The organism is Citrobacter sp. CK206 (assembly GCF_030333125.1).
Classification (GTDB): Bacteria; Pseudomonadota; Gammaproteobacteria; order Enterobacterales; family Enterobacteriaceae; genus Citrobacter_B; species Citrobacter_B koseri.
This window is the reverse complement of the sequence record NZ_JAOWGM010000025.1, coordinates 1-20,691: the sequence shown is the minus strand read 5'-3', so window position 1 is coordinate 20,691 and position 20,691 is coordinate 1. Positions and strand designations below refer to the sequence as shown.

Below are 20,691 nucleotides of genomic sequence, written 5' to 3'. Positions count from 1 at the left end.
ATACGATTAGCGCTGTGAATCCAGTATCTCACCGTTTTTCACCACTTCCTGCGCTTTGCTGTAACTCTCGATCAACAACTGATACGCCGGGAACACTTTAGTGTAAACCTCAGCCCACTCTGCTGCGTCTTCACGGTTCCAGGTGCCCTGCAACTCGGAAGCCACTGCGGCGGTATCCATCGGTACGACGCCCGCCTGAACAACGCGTGCCAGCGTGATTTCCTGGGCCATTTTGCTGTAGGTGCCGGAAGCATCAATAACAGCAAACACTTTATAACCTTCCGCGACTGCGCTAATCGCCGGGAATGCCATGCAAACGCTGGTAATCGTACCGGCGATGATCAGCGTTTTACGGCCAGTCGCTTTTACCGCCTGGACGAAATCAGCGTTATCCCAGGCGTTGATCTCGCCTTTACGGGCAATATACTGCGCGTGCGGTGCATTGGCGTGGATCTCCGGGATCAGCGGGCCGTTCGGTCCCTGCGGTACAGATGCCGTCGTAATGACCGGCATCTTCGACAAGGTCGCCATTTTGGCCAGCGCGGCCGCACGGGCGCGCAATTCAGGCATCGGCATATCGCCAACGGTCTGGAAAAGCCCGCTCTGGTGGTCGATTAACAGCATAACGGAATCGTTAACGTCAATTACCGGGCGCAAACCATTAAAATTAGCAGGACTGGACATGTTGTGTACTCCTCAATGTTTTCAGATTTGGCCAAAACGGCCGGAGTTGAAATCGCGTACGGCTTCTGCGATTTCTTGTTTTGTGTTCATGACAAATGGGCCGTAACCGACAATGGGCTCATTCAGCGGCTCGCCCGACAACAGCAGAACGCTGGCATCGCTACTGGCTTCGAGATACAGGTTTTCACCTTCCTGGCTTAACACCACCAGTTGCGCTTCATTTACCGGTGTTGTGCCATTCACCGTAATACTTCCTTTCAGGACGACCAGCGCGGTGCTCCACCCTTCAGCGACGGGCAGCGTAAGATGACGATCGCGTTGCAGGCGCATATCCCAGACATTCAACGGTGAGAAGGTATGCGCCGGGCCTTTCACATCCTGATAGCGGCCCGCAATAATGCGCGCGGTTCCGGCTTCGTCAGGCAGCGTTACGGCAGGGATGAGATCGCTGCTGATGCTTTGATAACCCGGCACCGCCATTTTGTCTTTCGCGGGCAGGTTCACCCACAGTTGCACCATTTCCAGCTCGCCTCCCTGTTGGGTAAAGGCTGAAGAATGAAACTCTTCATGCAAAATGCCTGCGCCTGCGGTCATCCACTGCACATCGCCAGGGCCGATGACGCCGCCGCGGCCTGTTGAATCGCGGTGCTCAACTTCGCCGCTGTAAACAATCGTGACGGTTTCAAAACCGCGATGCGGGTGTTCTCCCACTCCACGTTTTTCGTTTTCGGCGCCAGGGGCAAAGGTATGCGGCCCGGCATAGTCCAGCAGCAGGAACGGGCTTAACTGCTCTGCATGGGACTGATAAGAGAATAGCGAACGAACCGGAAATCCATCGCCAACCCAGTGCGGGCGAGGTGCGGTATAGACGCCTGTAATCTGTTTCATGGTGGTCTCCTCGGTGGCGTTGTCTTGATGTAAATAAGCTTATATCTATGACAATGAACTGAGTAGTCGCTAAAATAGACCTTACCGTTCTATATACAGGACAATGTAATGACAAAACCGGATCTCAATGATTTTGCGTGGTTTGTTCATGTCGTCGAGGAGGGGGGATTTGCGGCGGCAGGGCGAGCGCTGGATGAACCAAAGTCAAAGCTTAGCCGACGTATTGCGCAACTGGAGGAACGGCTGGGCGTTCGCCTTATTCAACGAACCACGCGGCAATTTAATGTCACCGAAGTCGGGCAGACCTTTTATGAACATTGTAAGGCAATGCTGGTGGAAGCACAGGCGGCGCAGGATGCGATAGCCGCCTTGCAGGTCGAGCCGCGCGGCATTGTAAAACTGACATGTCCAGTGACGTTGCTACATGTACATATCGGCCCAATGCTGGCGAAGTTTATGGCGCGTTATCCCGATGTGTCGTTACAACTTGAAGCAACCAACCGCCGTGTTGACGTGGTTGGCGAGGGCATTGACGTTGCAATTCGCGTCCGGCCGCGTCCTTTTGAAGACAGCGATCTGGTGATGCGCGTGCTGGCGGACAGGGGGCACCGTTTGTTTGCCAGCCCGGCATTGGTACAGCGTATGGGGAATCCTTCTTCGCCAGCAGAACTGCATCACTGGCCCGGACTGAGCCTGGCTTCAGGTAAACATATCCACCGCTGGGAACTCTTTGGTCCACAGGGCGCGCGTGCTGAAGTTCACTTTACACCGCGTTTGATCACCACAGACATGCTGGCGCTGCGTGAAGCGGCCGTTGCGGGCGTCGGCCTCGTTCAGTTACCTGTTTTAATGGTGAAAGACCAACTGGCTGCGGGGGAGCTGGTTGCCTTGCTGGAAGGATGGGAACCCAGAAGAGAGGTGATTCATGCGGTATTCCCGTCCCGCCGTGGATTATTGCCGTCCGTACGCGCGCTGGTGGATTTTTTGACAGAAGAGTATGCGCGGATGGTGGAGGATTAAAACAGAGCGCAATATACCCTTTTTTATTTTATGTTACTAACTTATTGATTTTATTTTATATATACAACTTGGGTGAAAAAGGGTCTGACAGGAAGACGTTGCGTTTTTCTTCAATAAATCAACGTGATTGTCTGATATTATTCCTGTTCACTGCCGTACAGGCAGCTTAGAAAACGATATACAACGAGATTTACTGACTTGCTATGTTCACTGCCGTACAGGTAGCTTAGAAATGTGGCTGCGGATGGCGAAACCTTATGCCGGTATCCACTGCCGCACAGGCAGTTCAGTATTTAATGTAGAAGGAAGGGACGCTGCGGGGAATAAAAATAACGTTAATTCGCATCAACGGTATTCATGCAGGAAAGGGACAACAAAAAGGCCGGATAAACCGACCTTTTTTTATCTTTACGCCACCCGGGCGTGAAAACAATCAGCGACTACGGAAGACAATGCGGCCTTTGCTCAGGTCGTACGGGGTCAGTTCAACAGTCACTTTGTCGCCCGTCAGGATGCGGATGTAGTTTTTACGCATTTTACCGGAGATGTGTGCAGTAACCACGTGACCGTTTTCTAATTCTACGCGGAACATGGTATTAGGTAACGTTTCGAGAACGGTACCCTGCATTTCAATATTGTCTTCTTTGGCCATCTAATCCTCTGGGGTATCACTACCGTAATTTGAACCGGCAAGATAATGCCGAAGTTCTTTAAATAAGTAAAGATTTGCGCGTTTAAAACGCAGCAAATCAGGTTTGGCGCATTACTCCGAAAAACACGGCAAAGCCGCACTTGAAGCGCAACGTATAAGGGAGCGATGAGATAAACGATGGGCGTTACCTGACGCGAACGGTTCCTTAACGGCGGCGGGGTAATGGGCATAACCTGCTCTGCGGCACAATTATAACACCCTGACAAAAAATGTGCCGAAAACATTCACGCCTGAGGCGAAAATAACGTGCGCGGCACCCAGAAATGACCCGGTAATCGCTGTTGCCGTAATGATCCCAGATGCTCAAGGTATTGCCTGCGGGGAATTTCGACAGCGCCAAGCGATGCCGTGTGGCTATTCAGCACCTGGCAGTCGATTAATTTTCCACCCTGACGAATAAATTCAGCGCAAAAAACAAGCAGCGCGGTTTTGGAGGCGTTCTCCTGGCGACTGAACATCGATTCGCCGCAAAACAGGGTGCCTTGCGAAACGCCATACATGCCGCCGACGAGCGCGTTGTGTCGCCATACTTCGATGGAATGCGCATGCCCCAGCTCATGTAAGCGGTGATACGCTTCCACCACATCGCGCGTGATCCAGGTTCCTTCGTCACGATCGTTGGCGCAGCCTTCAATAACCTGACCAAACGCATAATTAAGCGTGACGCGATAGGGCGATCGTTTGTGAAAACGCTTCATGCTGCGGCTGATGTGTAATGTTTCAGGCTGCAAAATAGCGCGAGGATCGGGTGACCACCAAAGAATCGGGTCGCCCGGTGAAAACCACGGGAAAATACCCCGCTGATAGGCCATCAATAAGCGGGCAGGGCTGAGATCGCCACCAAGCGCCAATAAACCATTGGGTTCACGTAACGCGCCTTCCGGCGAGGGGAAGGCGATTGAGTGGCGAGAAAGCTGAACCAGGCGCATGACCGCAGAACTCCAGTACGCAAGTCGGATCGTTCAATAATAGCTTACAGACGTTGCTTAAACTGGTAATAACGACCCTGCCTGGCTAACAGATCTGCGTGATTACCTTGCTCAATAATTTGTCCGTTGTCCATCACTATTATTTGATCAAAACGTGACAGCCCGCGCAGACGGTGCGTGACCATTAAAACGGTTTTCCCGCGCATAACCTCTGCCAGCAATTCAAGCATCTGGCTTTCGGTTGTCGCGTCCAGCCCTTCAGTGGGTTCATCGAGCAGCATGAGCGGCGCATCGTGCAGCAGGGCACGGGCGATAGCCAGACGACGAAGCTCGCCGCCTGACAGCTGACGTCCGCCTTCGCCTAGCCAGCTGTTAAGTCCGCCATCCTCCAGCAGCTTTTCCAGCCCGACACGGCGCAGCATCTCTGAGAGCGTATCGTCGTTTGCGTCTGGCGCTGCCAGCAGCAGGTTGTCACGCAATGTGGCGCTGAACAGGTGTACTCGCTGCGACACCACGCTAATGGTGCGACGCAGGGCCGCTTCATCCAGCGTTGAAATCGGTTGATCGTTAAGCAGAATATCGCCGCTCTGTGGGTCCCAGGCGCGGGTGAGCAGTTGCAGCAATGTCGATTTCCCGCAGCCGGTACGTCCGAGAATAGCGATATGTTCTCCGGGCGCGACTTGCAGAGAAAGGGCATCCAGCGCTTTTTGCGGCTGCTCCGGGTAACTGAATGAAACGTCACGCAGCGTCAGCGTTACCTGCCGGGGAGCCGCTGCTTCGCCATCCGGGAAGGTCACTTCAGGCTGCTGCTCGGTCAGTTCGGTAATACGCAGCGCAGAGGCGATGACCTGGCCAAGATGTTGAAACGCGCTGGTAACGGGGGCAAGCGCTTCAAATGCCGCCAGTGCGCAAAAGACAAACAGCGCTATCAGCGCGCCAGGCTGGCTGTTATCGCCGACGCCGCCGGAAGCCATCCATAACATCAGCATTACCGCCAGTGCGCCAATCAGCAGCATTAAGGCCTGGGATAGCGCCGTTAATTCAGACTGACGTCGCTGGGCTTCATGCCACTGTAATTCCGTGGCTTCCATTTGCGCCCGATAGCGCGAGCTGGCGCCAAATATTGTCAGTTCCGCCTGACCCTGTAGCCAGGCGGTTAACTGCTGGCGATACTGACCGCGTAAATGGGTTAAGTTCTGCCCGGTGCTTTTTCCGGCGCGATAGAAGAGCGGCGGCATAATAAACAGCGTCAGCAGCATAATGCCGCCCAGCGTAATCGCGAGGGTGAAATCGAGAACACTCAGCCCCAGCGTGACCACCATAATCACCACAAACGCGCCAACCAGCGGAGAAATAACGCGCAGGTAGAGGTGATCCAGCGTGTCGACATCGGCGACAACGCGGTTCAGCAGCTCGCCCTGACGATAGCGGGCAAGACCAGCAGGGGAGAGCGGCATCAGCTTGCTAAACGTATGAATACGCAAATGTTGCAATACGCGGAAGGTGGCGTCATGGCTGACCAGACGCTCGAAATACCGGCCCGCAGTACGGGTGATCGCCGCACCGCGCACGCCAGCAGCCGGCAGCATGTAGTTAAAGCTATAGATACCCGCCACACCGACTACGGCTGAAGCGGAGAGGAACCAGCCAGAGAGCGTCAGCAAACCGATACTGGCCAGTAGCGTGACGATGGCCAGAATAATACCGAGCGTTAACATCCACTTATGACGTTTATACAGCGTCAGATACGGTAGCAAGGCGCGCATTTAAATGTCCTCCTGACGATGAGCCAATAGTGTCGCAAACGCGCCGTTGGCGCTGCTGAGTTGGGCATAATCACCTTGCTCGATGATCTGCCCATCCTGCATAACCCAGATCACATCCCAGTCGGCAAGATCTTCTAACTGATGCGTCACCATCAGCGTGGTCTGGCGTCTTGATGCGGCATTCAGCGCCTGCATTACACGCTGCTCGCTGTGGGCATCCAGACTGGCGGCGGGTTCATCCAGCAACAACAATTTGCAGGGATTTAGCAAGGCGCGGGCAACCGCAACCCGCTGCGCCTGACCGACGGAAAGGCGACCAGCGTGATCGCCAGTCGGCGTGTCTACGCCTTGCGGCAACAGAGGTAAAAACTCACTGACCCAGGCGCTGTCGAGAGCCGCCTGTAGCGCTTGTTCACTGGCATCCGGGCGGGCAAGCAGGACGTTTTCACGGAGCGTGCCAGCCGGTAATTGTGGGTTTTGCCCCACCCAGGAGAGATGTTTTCGCCAGGATTCCGGGGATAAATCACGAAGTTCAACGCCGTTAATGCACAGGGAGCCCTGATAAGAGAGAAAGCCAGACAGCGCGTTTAACAGCGAACTCTTTCCTGAACCGCTGCGACCAACCAGTACGGCGCGCTGACCTGCGGCCAGTGTGAAATTCAGCGGTCCGGCAAGCGTTTTACCTTCCGGCGAGGTAATTATCAGATCCTGCGCTTCAAGGGTTACCGGTTCTTTCCCGGAAAGTTCGACATCACCGCGTTCCGGGTGAGCGAGAGGTGTTTCCATAAAGGTTTTCAGACTGTCAGCCGCACCTACCGCCTGCGCTTTGGCATGGTAAAAGGTGCCCAGATCGCGCAGTGGCTGGAAAAACTCCGGCGCCAGAATCAGCGCCAGGAAGCCGGCGGCAAGCGTGACGCCTGTCCCGTAATGGCCGAAATTAAGTTCGCCGAGGTAGGAGAAACCGAAATAAACCGCGACCAGCGCAATGGACAGCGACGTGAAGAACTCCAGTACCCCGGAGGATAAAAAGGCGAGACGCAGGACTTCCATTGTGCGCTGGCGAAAATCTTGTGAAGCGACACGAATGCTTTCCGTTTCTGCTTCACCGCGCCCGAAGATGCGCAGCGTCTCCATACCGCGTAAGCGGTCGAGGAAATGCCCGCTCAGGCGGGCAAGCGCCTGGAAATTACGGCGGTTAGCGTCGGCGGCGCCCATTCCCACCATCGCCATAAATAATGGGATCAGCGGTGCGGTGCCGAGCAAAATCAGCGCGGCGGCCCAGTTTGACGGGAAAATCGCCGCCACAATCAACAAGGGAACGCAGACAGCAAGCGCCATTTGCGGCAGATAGCGGGCATAGTAATCATGCATATCGTCAATCTGCTCCAGCACCAGCGTCGCCCAGCTACCAGCCGGTTTACCCTGAATCCAGGCGGGCCCTGCCTGTTGCAGGCGATCCAGCACCTGGCGGCGGATCTCAAATCGGATATGCTGCCCGGCATGAAAACCCACCCGCTCGCGCAGCCAGACCACCCAGGCGCGCAGGACAAACACCAACATCAGTACGATGAAGGGGAGCAGGAGGGCTTCGCGGGGAATATTGTCCATGATCATATGCTGGAGAATGCGAGCCATGATCCAGGCCTGAGCGACAATCAGTACGCCACTCACGAAACCCAACAGGCGTGAAATGTTCAGCCAACGTTGGGAAATTACACTTTGCTGTTTTAACCAGCGGGTCAATTCTTTTTGACGGGTTTTATTCATTGCACGCTTAGCAGGTGAGTTATCGGAATTTTTGGCACGGCAATGTTACAACGGGGCAAAAATAAAGGCGACTTATAGTCGCCTTTTTTACTTTTGTTACTGATTTGTAAAAACTATTTGCACGCGTCAGCCAGACCGTCAAGGTAGCGTTCAGCGTCCAGCGCCGCCATGCAACCTGTGCCCGCTGAGGTGATTGCCTGACGATAAATATGGTCCATCACGTCGCCTGCGGCGAACACGCCGGGAACGCTGGTCTGCGTGGCGTTACCGTGGATGCCGGACTGGACTTTGATATAGCCGTTTTCCAGTTCAAGCTGACCTTCAAAAATCGCAGTGTTCGGACTGTGGCCGATGGCGACAAACAGGCCTGCAACGTCAAGGGATTCAATGTTGTCCGGGTTTTGCGTATCACGCAGACGCAAACCGGTAACGCCCATCTGATCGCCGGTCACCTCTTCCAGAGTGCGGTGGGTGTGCAGCACGATGTTGCCGTTTTCCACTTTATCCATCAGGCGCTTGATCAGAATTTTTTCGGCGCGGAAGCCGTCGCGACGGTGAATCAAATGCACTTCAGCGGCGATGTTCGCCAGGTATAACGCTTCTTCAACCGCCGTGTTGCCGCCGCCGATGACCGCGACCTTCTGGTTGCGGTAGAAGAAACCGTCGCAGGTGGCGCAGGCAGATACGCCACGGCCTTTAAATGCTTCTTCAGACGGCAGGCCGAGGTAGCGTGCGGAAGCGCCGGTTGCGATGATCAGCGCATCGCAGGTGTATTCGCCGCTGTCGCCGGTCAGACGGAAAGGACGGTTTTGCAGATCCACGCTATTGATGTGATCGAAGATGATTTCAGTATCAAATTTTGTCGCATGTTCGTGCATGCGCTCCATCAACAGCGGGCCGGTCAGATCGTTCGGATCGCCAGGCCAGTTTTCCACTTCCGTCGTGGTGGTCAGTTGACCGCCTTTCTCCATACCGGTAATCAGAACCGGTTGCAGGTTTGCGCGCGCAGCGTAGACCGCAGCGGTATATCCCGCCGGTCCAGAACCCAGGATAAGCAGTTTACTGTGTTTGGTCGTGCCCATGAGATCCCCATAGTTGTTGGCAGACAATGGGCAGGATTGTAGGGAATTTGCAGACGTAAAAAAAGAGTATAGCGATTTTGTTAACAATATGTGTAATAGCAGGAACCGATGAATGGGCGGATTTAGGGCTGCGATATAACGCTTTCTACTTAAAATCGGCCAGTTATAAGGTGATAAAATGACGATTTAGCGCCGCTCTTAATGAATAACTGGCATGTTGTACTAAAAATCGATGTTTTGCTTTGACAATCCCCTGCTGTTTTGCGAAAACATCTTCTGGAAGAAAAAAACAGTGTTATGTGTGTGCTGCATAATCATGCATATAAGCACCATGTTTACCGGGCTAGTGAAATCTACGCATGGCGTGGACAGACGCCATTCGTGATGTCGATAGCTGCCATCCGGCAACGGTCTTCTCACCATAGGCCCTGGCATTGCGCGCCGTTAATCCCTCTGGGTTCGGTCTATTGTGATGGGCATCGACTCTGAACAGTGATGTTAGTAGAGTCAGGCAGGAGTAGGGAAGGAATACAGAGAGACAATAATAATGGTAGATAGCAAGAAGCGCCCTGGCAAAGATCTCGACCGTATCGATCGTAACATTCTTAATGAGTTGCAAAAGGATGGGCGTATTTCTAACGTCGAGCTTTCTAAACGAGTGGGACTTTCACCGACGCCTTGCCTTGAGCGTGTCCGTCGGCTGGAAAGACAGGGTTTTATTCAGGGCTATACGGCGCTGTTAAACCCGCATTATCTGGATGCATCACTTCTGGTTTTTGTTGAGATTACTCTGAATCGTGGCGCTCCAGATGTGTTTGAACAATTTAACGCCGCAGTACAAAAACTTGAAGAAATTCAAGAGTGTCATTTAGTTTCCGGTGATTTCGACTACCTGTTGAAAACACGCGTGCCGGATATGTCAGCGTACCGTAAGCTGCTGGGTGAAACCCTGCTGCGTCTGCCTGGCGTGAATGACACACGTACTTACGTGGTAATGGAAGAAGTCAAACAGAGCAATCGTCTGGTAATTAAGACGCGCTAACACGGAACAGGTGCAAAATCGACGTAGTTTGATTACACTCCTGTTAATCCATACAGCAACAGTGCCGGGGCAACCCGGTGCTGTTGTCCGTTTTAGCATCGGGCAGGAAAAGCCCGAAACCTGGAGAGCCTTTTTTGAGCCAGGAATACACTGAAGACAAAGAAGTCACATTGAAAAAGTTAAGCAGCGGGCGCCGACTTCTGGAAGCGTTGCTGATCCTTATTGCCCTTTTTGCCGTCTGGTTGATGGCAGCCTTACTTAGCTTTAACCCTTCAGATCCCAGTTGGTCGCAAACCGCATGGCATGAGCCTATCCATAATTTAGGCGGCGCGCCGGGCGCGTGGCTGGCTGACACGCTGTTCTTTATCTTTGGCGTGATGGCCTACACCATCCCGGTGATTATCGTTGGCGGCTGCTGGTTTGCCTGGCGGCACCAGAGCAACGACGATTACATCGACTATTTTGCCGTGTCGCTGCGTATTATCGGCGTCCTGGCGTTGATTCTTACCTCCTGCGGATTAGCCGCAATTAATGCTGATGATATCTGGTACTTCGCGTCCGGCGGCGTCATTGGCAGCCTGTTAAGCACCACGCTTCAGCCTCTGCTGCACAGCAGCGGGGGAACGATTACGCTGCTGTGCGTCTGGGCAGCTGGTCTGACGCTCTTCACCGGCTGGTCCTGGGTGAGCATTGCAGAAAAACTGGGTGGCTGGCTGCTGAATATTCTCACCTTCGCCAGCAACCGTACTCGCCGCGATGACACCTGGGTCGATGACGACGAGTATGAAGATGATGACGAATACGAAGAAGATGAAGCGGTGGGCGCACAGCGCGAATCCCGACGTGCGCGCATCCTTCGTGGCGCCCTGGCGCGCCGTAAGCGGCTGGCAGAGAAGTTCAGCAATCCGCGTGGGCGACACACGGATGCGGCGCTTTTCTCCGGCAAGCGTATGGATGATGAAGACGATATCGAATACAGCGCGCGTGGCGTGGCTGCCGATCCTGATGATGTGCTGTTCTCCGGCCATCGTGCGACGCAGCCGGAATATGAGGAATACGATCCTCTGCTGAATGGGCATTCGGTCACGGAGCCTGTTGCCTCCGCTGCTGCGGCGACAACGGCAACGCAAGCCTGGGCGGCGCCTGTTGATCCGGTTATGTCTGCACCGTCGGTGCCAGGTGCTGAAACCGCGCCTGCGCAACCGGTGGTGGAATGGCAGCCTGTGCCGGGGCCGCAAACCGGCGAACCGGTCATTGCGCCCGCGCCGGAAAGTTATCCGCCGCAACCACAATATGCGCAGCCGCAAGCGCCACATTATGAACCGTGGCAGCAGCCTGCGCCGACCGAGCCGCAAGCGCAGGAACCTGCGGCGGAACAACCCTGGCACCCTGAGCCGGTTTATCCGCAAGAGCCTGTTTATCAACACGAGCCGACTTTCGAGCCGCAACCGGCTTACCCGCAGGAACCGGTTCAGGATACGTATTACCAGCAGCAGCCTGCTGTTGAGCCGCCGTCTGCGGTGGAGCCTGAGCCTGTAGCAGAAGAAATTAAACCCGCCCGTCCGCCGCTCTACTACTTTGAAGAAGTGGAAGAGAAACGCGCGCGTGAGCGTGAGCAACTGGCTGCGTGGTATCAGCCGATTCCTGAGCCAGCGAAAGCGCCGGAGCCGGTTAAACCATCGGCACCGACAGCAGCTTCTGTGCCGCCTGTTGAATCCGTTGCCGCGGTTGCGCCGTTGGCGGCAGGCGTCAAAGATGCAACGCTGGCCGCAGGCGCGGCGGCGGCATCCGCTGCACCTGCGTTTAGCCCGGTAAGCGGTGGTGCGCCACGCCCACAGGTTAAAGAGGGGATTGGCCCGCAACTGCCTCGCCCTAACCGCGTTCGCGTTCCGACCCGCCGTGAGCTGGCCTCGTATGGCATAAAATTACCGTCTCAGCGTATCGCGGAAGAGAAAGCGCGTGCGGCGGGGCGTCATCAGTATGATGCCGAAACGCAGTATACCGATGATGAAATTGATGAGATGCAGCAGGATGAGCTGGCACGTCAGTTCGCCCAGTCTCAGCAGCATCGTTATGGTTCCGAATATCAACATGACGCTCCTCAGGCAGAAGATGAGGATGCAGCAGAAGCTGAACTGGCTCGCCAGTTTGCCTCTTCACAGCAGCAGCGCTATGCCGGGGAACAGCCTGCGGGAGCCCATCCGTTCTCGCTGGATGATTTTGAATTCTCGCCGATGAAAGCGCTGGTGGATGAAGGCCCGCATGAGCCGTTGTTTACTCCCGGCGTGATGCCTGAGCAGCCGGTTGCGCCACAGCAACAGTATCAGCAGCCGCAACAGCCCGTCGCGCCACAGCAGCAGTATCAGCAGCCGCAACAGCCCGTCGCGCCGCAGCAACAGTATCAACAGCCGCAGCAGCCGGTTGTGCCGCAGCAACCGTATCAACAACCGCAACAACCGGCCGCGCCACAGCCGCAGGAAAGCCTGATCCATCCGTTGTTGATGCGTAATGGCGACAGTCGTCCGTTGCAGAAACCTACCACGCCGTTGCCGTCGCTGGATCTGCTGACGCCGCCGCCGAGCGCAGTGGAACCGGTCGATACTTTCGCGCTGGAACAAATGGCGCGCCTGGTCGAAGCGCGTCTGGCGGATTTCCGCATTAAAGCTGACGTGGTGAACTATTCCCCAGGGCCTGTTATTACCCGTTTTGAGCTGAATCTGGCGCCGGGCGTGAAAGCCGCGCGTATTTCTAACCTGTCACGCGATCTCGCGCGTTCACTGTCAACCGTTGCGGTACGCGTGGTAGAAGTGATCCCTGGTAAGCCTTACGTGGGCCTCGAACTGCCGAACAAAAAACGTCAGACCGTCTACCTGCGTGAAGTGCTGGATAACGCTAAATTCCGCGAGAATCCGTCGCCGCTCACCGTGGTGCTGGGTAAAGATATCGCTGGCGATCCGGTTGTGGCCGATCTGGCGAAAATGCCTCATCTGCTGGTTGCGGGGACGACGGGTTCCGGTAAATCGGTTGGGGTCAATGCCATGATCCTCAGCATGCTGTATAAAGCGCAACCGGAAGACGTGCGTTTCATCATGATTGACCCGAAAATGCTGGAACTTTCGGTCTATGAAGGCATTCCACATCTGCTGACCGAAGTGGTTACCGATATGAAAGACGCCGCCAACGCACTGCGCTGGAGCGTTAATGAAATGGAACGCCGCTATAAGCTGATGTCGGCGCTTGGCGTGCGTAATCTGGCGGGCTATAACGAGAAAATTGCCGAAGCGGCACGGATGGGGCGTCCGATTCCAGACCCGTACTGGAAGCCGGGCGACAGCATGGATGCCCAGCATCCGGTGCTGGAAAAACTGCCGTATATCGTGGTTCTGGTCGATGAATTCGCCGATCTGATGATGACCGTCGGTAAGAAAGTTGAAGAGCTGATTGCGCGTCTGGCGCAGAAAGCGCGTGCCGCAGGTATTCACCTGGTGCTGGCGACTCAGCGCCCGTCGGTTGACGTTATTACCGGTCTGATTAAGGCCAACATTCCGACGCGTATCGCCTTTACCGTATCCAGTAAGATCGACTCACGCACGATCCTCGATCAGGGCGGTGCGGAGTCCCTGTTGGGGATGGGGGATATGCTTTATTCCGGCCCGAACTCAACCATGCCGGTACGTGTTCATGGCGCGTTTGTCCGCGACCAGGAAGTGCATGCGGTGGTGCAGGACTGGAAAGCGCGTGGTCGCCCGCAATACATTGACGGCATCACCTCGGATAGCGAAAGCGAAGGGGGCGGCGGCGGTTTTGACGGCGGCGAGGAGCTGGACCCGTTATTCGATCAGGCGGTGAGCTTTGTGACCGAAAAACGCAAAGCGTCCATTTCTGGCGTTCAGCGTCAGTTCCGTATCGGTTACAACCGTGCGGCGCGTATTGTCGAGCAGATGGAAGCCCAGGGCATTGTCAGCGAACAAGGCCATAACGGGAACCGCGAGGTGCTGGCGCCACCGCCGTTCGAATGATTGCAAAGATCGGTAAATAAATAAGAATTCAGTATTTTCTTCTTTCCTCATGCTGATTTTTGGCCTGGAATAGAGAGCAGAGGGAACTCCCCATCGGGAGTGACGTATTTTGAGGAATAATGATGAAAAAAATCGCAATCACCTGCGCATTACTCTCCGGCTTTGTGGTGAGCAGCGTATGGGCGGATGCCGCCAGCGATCTGAAAAGCCGTCTGGATAAAGTCAGCAGCTTCCACGCCAGCTTTACGCAAAAAGTGACTGACGGCAGCGGCGCCGCCGTTCAGGAAGGCCAGGGAGACTTATGGGTTAAGCGTCCTAATCTGTTTAACTGGCATATGACGCAGCCCGACGAGAGCATTCTGGTCTCTGACGGGAAAACGCTATGGTTCTTTAACCCGTTTGTCGAGCAGGCGACGGCGACCTGGTTAAAAGATGCGACGGGCAATACGCCGTTTATGCTGATAGCCCGTAACCAGTCCAGCGACTGGCAGCAGTACAACATCAAACAAAATGGCGATGACTTTGTGCTGACGCCAAAAAGCAGCAGCGGTAACCTGAAGCAGTTCACCATTAATGTGGGTCGTGACGGGACTATTCATCAGTTCAGCGCAGTGGAACAAGACGATCAGCGCAGCAGCTATCAGCTGAAATCTCAGCAGAATAGCGCTGTCGATGCATCAAAATTTACCTTTACTCCGCCGCAAGGTGTAACGGTAGACGACCAACGTAAGTAGAGGCGCATGAGTGAGCAATCTGTCGCTCGATTTTTCTGATAATACCTTTCAGCCACTGGCCGCGCGTATGCGGCCAGAAAATTTAGCGCAGTATATTGGTCAGCAGCATCTGCTGGCTGCGGGTAAGCCTTTGCCTCGTGCAATTGAGGCCGGGCACCTGCACTCGATGATTTTGTGGGGGCCGCCCGGTACGGGCAAAACCACGCTGGCCGAAGTGATTGCCCGCTATGCCAATGCTGACGTCGAACGCATTTCCGCCGTGACTTCTGGCGTAAAAGAGATCCGTGAAGCCATTGAACGCGCCCGCCAGAACCGTAATGCCGGGCGCCGCACTATTCTGTTTGTCGATGAAGTCCATCGCTTCAACAAGAGCCAGCAGGATGCGTTTCTGCCGCATATCGAAGACGGCACGATTACGTTTATTGGCGCGACGACCGAAAACCCGTCCTTCGAGCTGAACTCGGCTTTGCTGTCACGCGCCCGCGTGTATCTCCTCAAATCCTTAACGACTGAAGATATTGAGCAGGTACTGAATCAGGCGATGGATGACAAAGCGCGTGGTTATGGCGGCCAGGATATCGTTCTGCCGGACGAGACGCGCCGGGCGATCGCCGAACTGGTGAACGGAGATGCGCGTCGGGCGTTAAATACGCTGGAAATGATGGCAGACATGGCGGAAGTGGATGACAGCGGTAAGCGAGTATTATTGCCCGCATTACTGACCGAAATCGCCGGGGAGCGCAGCGCGCGCTTTGATAATAAAGGCGACCGCTTTTACGATCTCATCTCCGCATTGCATAAATCGGTGCGTGGCAGCGCCCCGGACGCGGCGCTTTACTGGTATGCCCGGATCATTACCGCTGGCGGCGACCCGCTGTATGTCGCCCGACGTTGCCTGGCGATTGCTTCTGAAGACGTCGGCAATGCCGATCCTCGCGCAATGCAGGTGGCGATTTCTGCGTGGGATTGCTTTACCCGCGTCGGCCCTGCGGAAGGGGAACGGGCGATAGCCCAGGCGATTGTTTATCTGGCCTGTGCGCCGAAAAGTAACGCGGTTTATACCGCGTTCAAAGCGGCGCTGGCCGATGCCCGTGAACGCCCGGATTATGACGTGCCTGTGCATCTGCGCAATGCGCCGACGAAACTGATGAAAGAAATGGGCTATGGCCAGGAATACCGCTACGCGCATGATGAGCCAAACGCCTACGCCGCAGGCGAGGTTTATTTCCCGCCGGAAATAGCGCAAACACGCTATTATCATCCCACAAACAGGGGTCTTGAAGGCAAGATTGGCGAAAAGCTCGCCTGGCTGGCTGAACAGGATCAAAATAGCCCCACAAAACGCTACCGTTAGCGCGATCGTTGCGGTAATGTTGGCACTGTATCCCTGTGACTGCAGGCTGTGGTCACGTTTCCTATTTTAATTCGATAAGCACAGGATAAGCATGCTCGATCCCAATCTGCTGCGTAATGAGCCAGACGCAGTCGCTGAAAAACTGGCACGCCGGGGCTTTAAGCTGGATGTAGATAAGCTGCGCGCTCTTGAAGAGCGTCGTAAAGTTTTGCAGGTCAACACGGAAAACCTGCAAGCAGAGCGTAACTCTCGATCGAAATCCATCGGCCAGGCGAAAGCGCGCGGGGAAGATATCGAGCCTTTACGTCTGGAAGTGAACAAGCTGGGCGAAGAGCTGGATGCGGCAAAAGCCGAGCTGGAGAGCTTACAGGCTGAAATTCGCGATATCGCGCTGACCATTCCTAACTTACCGGCTGATGATGTACCGGTAGGTAAAGATGAAAACGACAACGTTGAAGTCAGCCGTTGGGGAACCCCGCGTGAGTTTGATTTCGACGTCCGCGATCATGTGACGCTGGGTGAAATGCACGCCGGTCTCGACTTCGCGGCTGCGGTTAAACTGACCGGTTCTCGTTTTGTGGTAATGAAAGGGCAGATTGCCCGTATGCACCGCGCGCTGTCGCAGTTCATGCTGGATCTGCACACCGAACAGCATGGTTACAGTGAAAACTACGTGCCGTATCTGGTGAACCACGACACGCTGTACGGTACAGGGCAGTTGCCGAAATTTGCGGGCGATCTGTTCCATACTCGTCCGCTGGAAGAAGAGGCTGACAGCAGCAACTATGCGCTGATCCCGACGGCGGAAGTGCCGCTGACTAACCTGGTGCGTGATGAAATCATCGACGAAGATGCGTTGCCGATCAAAATGACTGCGCATACGCCATGCTTCCGTTCTGAAGCGGGTTCTTACGGTCGTGACACGCGCGGTCTGATCCGTATGCACCAGTTCGATAAAGTTGAGATGGTGCAGATTGTGCGTCCAGAAGAGTCAATGGATGCGCTGGAAGAGATGACCGGCCATGCTGAGAAAGTGCTTCAGTTGCTGGGTCTGCCGTACCGTAAAATCGTTCTGTGTACTGGTGACATGGGCTTTGGCGCATGTAAAACCTACGATCTCGAAGTATGGATCCCGGCGCAGAACACCTATCGTGAAATCTCTTCCTGCTCGAACGTATGGGATTTCCAGGCGCGTCGTATGCAGGCACGCTGCCGCAGTAAGTCCGACAAGAAAACCCGTCTGGTTCATACTCTGAACGGTTCCGGTCTGGCGGTTGGGCGTACTTTAGTTGCCGTGATGGAAAACTACCAGCAGGCTGATGGCCGCATCGAAGTTCCAGAAGTATTACGTCCGTATATGAACGGACTGGAATATATCGGCTAATCCCCGCTTCTCTCTGCTTAAAAAGCGCCTCCGGGCGCTTTTTTTTATGCCTGTTTGACACCGGACAAGAATGGTTACCCCTTTGGGGGTAATACTACCTTCGAATGAAGATTAGCATTTATCGCTGATTTTTCTCATATTCATTATATACAAAACTATATAGCGATTTATTCGCTGTATAAATAACTACATAACGAAGTGTCTGGCTTTTATCAATCGTGAGCAAGCAAAGTGAGTCATCATGAAAACGAATATCCCCGATGCTGTACTGGCAGCTGAGGTAACTCGTCGAGGCCTGGTAAAAACGACAGCAATAGGCGGGCTGGCAATCGCCAGTAGCGCATTGACTCTGCCATTTACCCGGATCGCCAATGCGGCTGACGCTATCAGCCCCAGCGCATCCAGCGAAAAAATTATCTGGAGCGCTTGCACCGTTAACTGCGGAAGCCGCTGCCCGCTGCGCATGCATGTGGTGGACGGTGAAATCAAATATGTTGAAACGGACAATACGGGCGATGATAACTATGACGGTCTGCATCAGATTCGCGCCTGTCTGCGCGGGCGTTCTATGCGCCGCCGGGTTTATAACCCCGATCGTCTGAAATATCCAATGAAGCGCGTTGGCAAACGTGGTGAAGGTAAGTTTGAGCGCATCAGCTGGGACGAAGCCTATGACATTATCACCACCAATATGCAGCGTCTTATCAAAGACTACGGCAATGAATCCATCTATTTAAACTATGGTACGGGTACGCTTGGCGGCACGATGACGCGCTCCTGGCCGCCAGGAAAAACACTGGTTGCCCGGCTGATGAACTGCTGCGGCGGTTACCTCAACCACTACGGCGATTACTCATCCGCGCAAATTGCCGCCGGGTTAAATTACACCTACGGCGGCTGGGCGGACGGTAATAGTCCTTCCGACATTGAAAATAGTAAGCTGGTTGTGCTGTTTGGTAACAATCCGGGGGAAACCCGTATGAGCGGCGGCGGGGTAACCTATTACCTCGAGCAGGCACGGCAAAAATCAAATGCGCGGATGATTATTATCGATCCGCGTTATACCGATACCGGCGCGGGTCGTGAGGATGAGTGGATTCCGATTCGCCCGGGTACGGATGCGGCGCTGGTAAATGCGCTGGCATACGTCATGATCACCGAAGATATGGTCGATCAGCTGTTCCTCGACAAATACTGTGTGGGTTATGACGAAAAAACCTTACCCGCCAGCGCGCCGAAAAATGGTCACTACAAAGCCTATATTCTGGGACAGGGTAGAGACGGTATTGCGAAGACGCCGGAGTGGGCGTCGCAGATCACCGGTATCCCGGCGGCGCGCATTGTAAAACTGGCGCGTGAAATCGGTAGCGCCAAACCCGCTTATATCAGCCAGGGCTGGGGGCCGCAGCGTCATGCCAACGGCGAAATCGTTACTCGCGCAATCTCTATGCTGGCGATCCTGACCGGCAACGTCGGCATTAACGGCGGCAACAGCGGTGCGCGTGAGGGATCTTACGATTTGCCGTTTGAGCGTATGCCAACGCTGGAAAACCCGGTCGAGACCAGCATTTCGATGTTCTTATGGACCGATGCCATTGAGCGCGGGCCGGAAATGACGGCGCTGCGTGACGGGGTTCGCGGCAAAGATAAACTCGACGTTCCCATCAAAATGATCTGGAACTATGCCGGTAACTGCCTGATTAACCAGCATTCCGAAATTAACCGTACGCATGAAATTTTGCAGGATGACAAGAAGTGCGAAATGATCGTCGTTATCGACTGTCATATGACCTCTTCAGCGAAATATGCCGATATTCTGCTGCCGGACTGCACCGCTTCTGAGCAGATGGACTTCGCGCTGGATGCCTCCTGCGGGAACATGTCCTACGTTATTTTCACCGATCAGGCCATTAAACCGCGCTTTGAGTGCAAGACTATCTATCAGATGACCAGTGAGCTGGCGAAGCGTCTCGGCGTGGAGCAGCAGTTTACCGAAGGGCGTACGCAAGAAGAGTGGATGCGTCATCTGTACGAACAGTCGCGTCAGGCGATTCCCGAACTGCCGACATTTGAAGCATTCCGCAAGCAGGGCATCTTTAAGCAGCGCGACCCTGAAGGTCATCACGTTGCCTATAAAGCCTTCCGTGACGATCCGCAGGCGAACCCGCTGACAACGCCGTCGGGCAAAATCGAAATCTATTCGCAGGCGCTGGCAGAGATTGCGGCAACCTGGGAACTGCCGGAAGGCGATGTGATCGATCCGTTGCCGATCTATACGCCGGGCTTCGAAAACTACAGCGATCCGTTGACCAAAGACTATCCGTTGCAATTAACGGGCTTCCACTACAAATCTCGCGTGCACTCTACCTATGGCAACGTGGACGTTCTGAAAGCTTCCTGCCGCCAGGAGATGTGGATTAACCCGATGGACGCGCAAAAACGCGGCATCAGCAACGGCGACAAAGTGCGTATCTTCAACGGTCGCGGCGAGTTGCATATTGAGGCGAAAGTGACGCCGCGCATGATGCCGGGCGTCGTTGCGTTGGGCGAAGGCGCCTGGTATGACCCGGATGCAAAACGCGTGGATCAGGGGGGATGTATTAACGTCCTGACGACCCAGCGTCCTTCTCCTCTCGCTAAGGGGAATCCGTCCCATACGAACCTCGTTCAGGTTGAGAAGGTATAAGGAGTAACCGATGACAACCCAATATGGATTTTTTATTGACTCCAGTCGTTGCACCGGTTGCAAAACCTGCGAACTGGCCTGCAAAGACTACAAAGATTTAACCCCGGACGTCAGCTTCCGCCGCATCTATGAATATGCGGGCGGCGACTGGCAGGAGGATAACGGCGTCTGGCACCAGAATGTCTTTGCCTACTATCTTTCCATTTCCTGCAACCACTGCGAAGACCCGGCCTGCACGAAAGTGTGCCCGAGCGGCGCGATGCACAAACGCGAGGACGGCTTTGTGGTGGTGGATGAGGACGTCTGCATCGGCTGTCGCTACTGCCATATGGCCTGCCCGTACGGTGCGCCGCAGTATAACGCCGCCAAAGGCCACATGACCAAATGCGACGGTTGTCATGACCGCGTTGCCGACGGCAAAAAGCCGATCTGCGTCGAGTCCTGCCCGCTGCGCGCGCTGGACTTTGGCCCGATAGAAGAGCTGCGGAAGAAACATGGCACGCTGGCGGCCGTTGCGCCGCTGCCGGGCACGCACTTCACCAGACCGAACATTGTGATTAAACCCAACGCCAACAGCCGCCCGACCGGGGATACCACGGGTTATCTGGCAAATCCGAAGGAGGT

15 protein-coding genes are annotated in these 20,691 nt (G+C 54.8%); 8 read left to right on the top strand and 7 right to left on the bottom strand.

Going from position 1 to position 20,691, the window contains the following annotated elements; genetic code table 11:
* Positions 1 to 6: 6 nt before the first annotated feature.
* Both OGX81_RS09670 and OGX81_RS09665 read right to left on the bottom strand, forming a co-directional pair.
* Entirely contained in the window at positions 7 to 684 is a 678-nt protein-coding gene (locus tag OGX81_RS09670) for an isochorismatase family protein (RefSeq protein ID WP_012133047.1), read from the bottom strand.
* A gap of 21 nt (positions 685 to 705) precedes the next feature.
* Entirely contained in the window at positions 706 to 1,572 is an 867-nt protein-coding gene (locus tag OGX81_RS09665; protein ID WP_058668951.1) for a pirin family protein, read from the bottom strand.
* 108 nt (positions 1,573 to 1,680) lie between these two features.
* Here OGX81_RS09665 and OGX81_RS09660 point away from each other — a divergent pair, with 108 nt between their 5' ends.
* On the top strand, positions 1,681 to 2,592 hold the full coding sequence (locus OGX81_RS09660; protein ID WP_012133045.1) for a LysR family transcriptional regulator: 912 nt from the start codon (positions 1,681 to 1,683) through the stop codon (positions 2,590 to 2,592).
* A gap of 433 nt (positions 2,593 to 3,025) precedes the next feature.
* On the opposite strand, the gene infA is transcribed toward OGX81_RS09660, so the two are convergent.
* The 5 genes from infA to trxB form a co-directional block, all read right to left on the bottom strand.
* Positions 3,026 to 3,244, bottom strand: a complete 219-nt coding sequence (gene infA, locus OGX81_RS09655) for a translation initiation factor IF-1 (protein WP_001040187.1) — start codon at positions 3,242 to 3,244, stop codon at positions 3,026 to 3,028.
* A gap of 284 nt (positions 3,245 to 3,528) precedes the next feature.
* Positions 3,529 to 4,233: a leucyl/phenylalanyl-tRNA--protein transferase gene (gene aat / locus OGX81_RS09645; RefSeq protein ID WP_012133041.1), complete on the bottom strand. Its 705-nt coding sequence runs from the start codon at positions 4,231 to 4,233 to the stop codon at positions 3,529 to 3,531.
* Positions 4,234 to 4,277: 44 nt separating this feature from the next.
* Positions 4,278 to 5,999 carry a heme ABC transporter ATP-binding protein/permease CydC gene (gene cydC / locus OGX81_RS09640; protein ID WP_104868848.1) on the bottom strand — a complete coding sequence of 574 codons (1,722 nt, stop codon included), beginning with the start codon at positions 5,997 to 5,999 and terminating at the stop codon, positions 4,278 to 4,280.
* Complete coding sequence (cydD, locus tag OGX81_RS09635; RefSeq protein ID WP_104868847.1) at positions 6,000 to 7,766, bottom strand: heme ABC transporter permease/ATP-binding protein CydD; 1,767 nt, start codon at positions 7,764 to 7,766, stop codon at positions 6,000 to 6,002. It abuts the gene before it with no gap.
* Between the two features lie 113 nt (positions 7,767 to 7,879).
* Positions 7,880 to 8,848 (bottom strand): thioredoxin-disulfide reductase, encoded by a 969-nt coding sequence (gene trxB, locus OGX81_RS09630; RefSeq protein ID WP_012133038.1) that lies wholly within the window; start codon positions 8,846 to 8,848, stop codon positions 7,880 to 7,882.
* 547 nt (positions 8,849 to 9,395) lie between these two features.
* Here trxB and lrp point away from each other — a divergent pair.
* The 7 genes from lrp to OGX81_RS09595 form a co-directional block, all read left to right on the top strand.
* A complete protein-coding gene (gene lrp / locus OGX81_RS09625) occupies positions 9,396 to 9,890 on the top strand; it encodes a leucine-responsive transcriptional regulator Lrp (RefSeq protein WP_000228469.1) in 495 nt (164 codons plus the stop codon).
* A 134-nt stretch (positions 9,891 to 10,024) separates the two neighbouring features.
* Positions 10,025 to 13,909 (top strand): DNA translocase FtsK, encoded by a 3,885-nt coding sequence (locus OGX81_RS09620; RefSeq protein WP_104868846.1) that lies wholly within the window; start codon positions 10,025 to 10,027, stop codon positions 13,907 to 13,909.
* A gap of 122 nt (positions 13,910 to 14,031) precedes the next feature.
* The gene (gene lolA / locus OGX81_RS09615) at positions 14,032 to 14,643 is read left to right on the top strand and encodes an outer membrane lipoprotein periplasmic chaperone LolA (RefSeq protein ID WP_024130482.1); all 612 of its coding nucleotides are present in this window, start codon (positions 14,032 to 14,034) and stop codon (positions 14,641 to 14,643) included.
* Between the two features lie 10 nt (positions 14,644 to 14,653).
* Positions 14,654 to 15,997, top strand: a complete 1,344-nt coding sequence (rarA, locus tag OGX81_RS09610) for a replication-associated recombination protein RarA (RefSeq protein WP_024130481.1) — start codon at positions 14,654 to 14,656, stop codon at positions 15,995 to 15,997.
* A 91-nt stretch (positions 15,998 to 16,088) separates the two neighbouring features.
* On the top strand, positions 16,089 to 17,381 hold the full coding sequence (gene serS, locus OGX81_RS09605) for a serine--tRNA ligase (protein ID WP_012133033.1): 1,293 nt from the start codon (positions 16,089 to 16,091) through the stop codon (positions 17,379 to 17,381).
* 241 nt (positions 17,382 to 17,622) lie between these two features.
* Entirely contained in the window at positions 17,623 to 20,067 is a 2,445-nt protein-coding gene (dmsA, locus tag OGX81_RS09600; RefSeq protein WP_104868845.1) for a dimethylsulfoxide reductase subunit A, read from the top strand.
* 10 nt (positions 20,068 to 20,077) lie between these two features.
* Positions 20,078 to 20,691, top strand: a 614-nt coding sequence (locus OGX81_RS09595; protein WP_104868689.1) for a dimethylsulfoxide reductase iron-sulfur subunit DmsB, incomplete at its 3' end; no start/stop codon positions are given.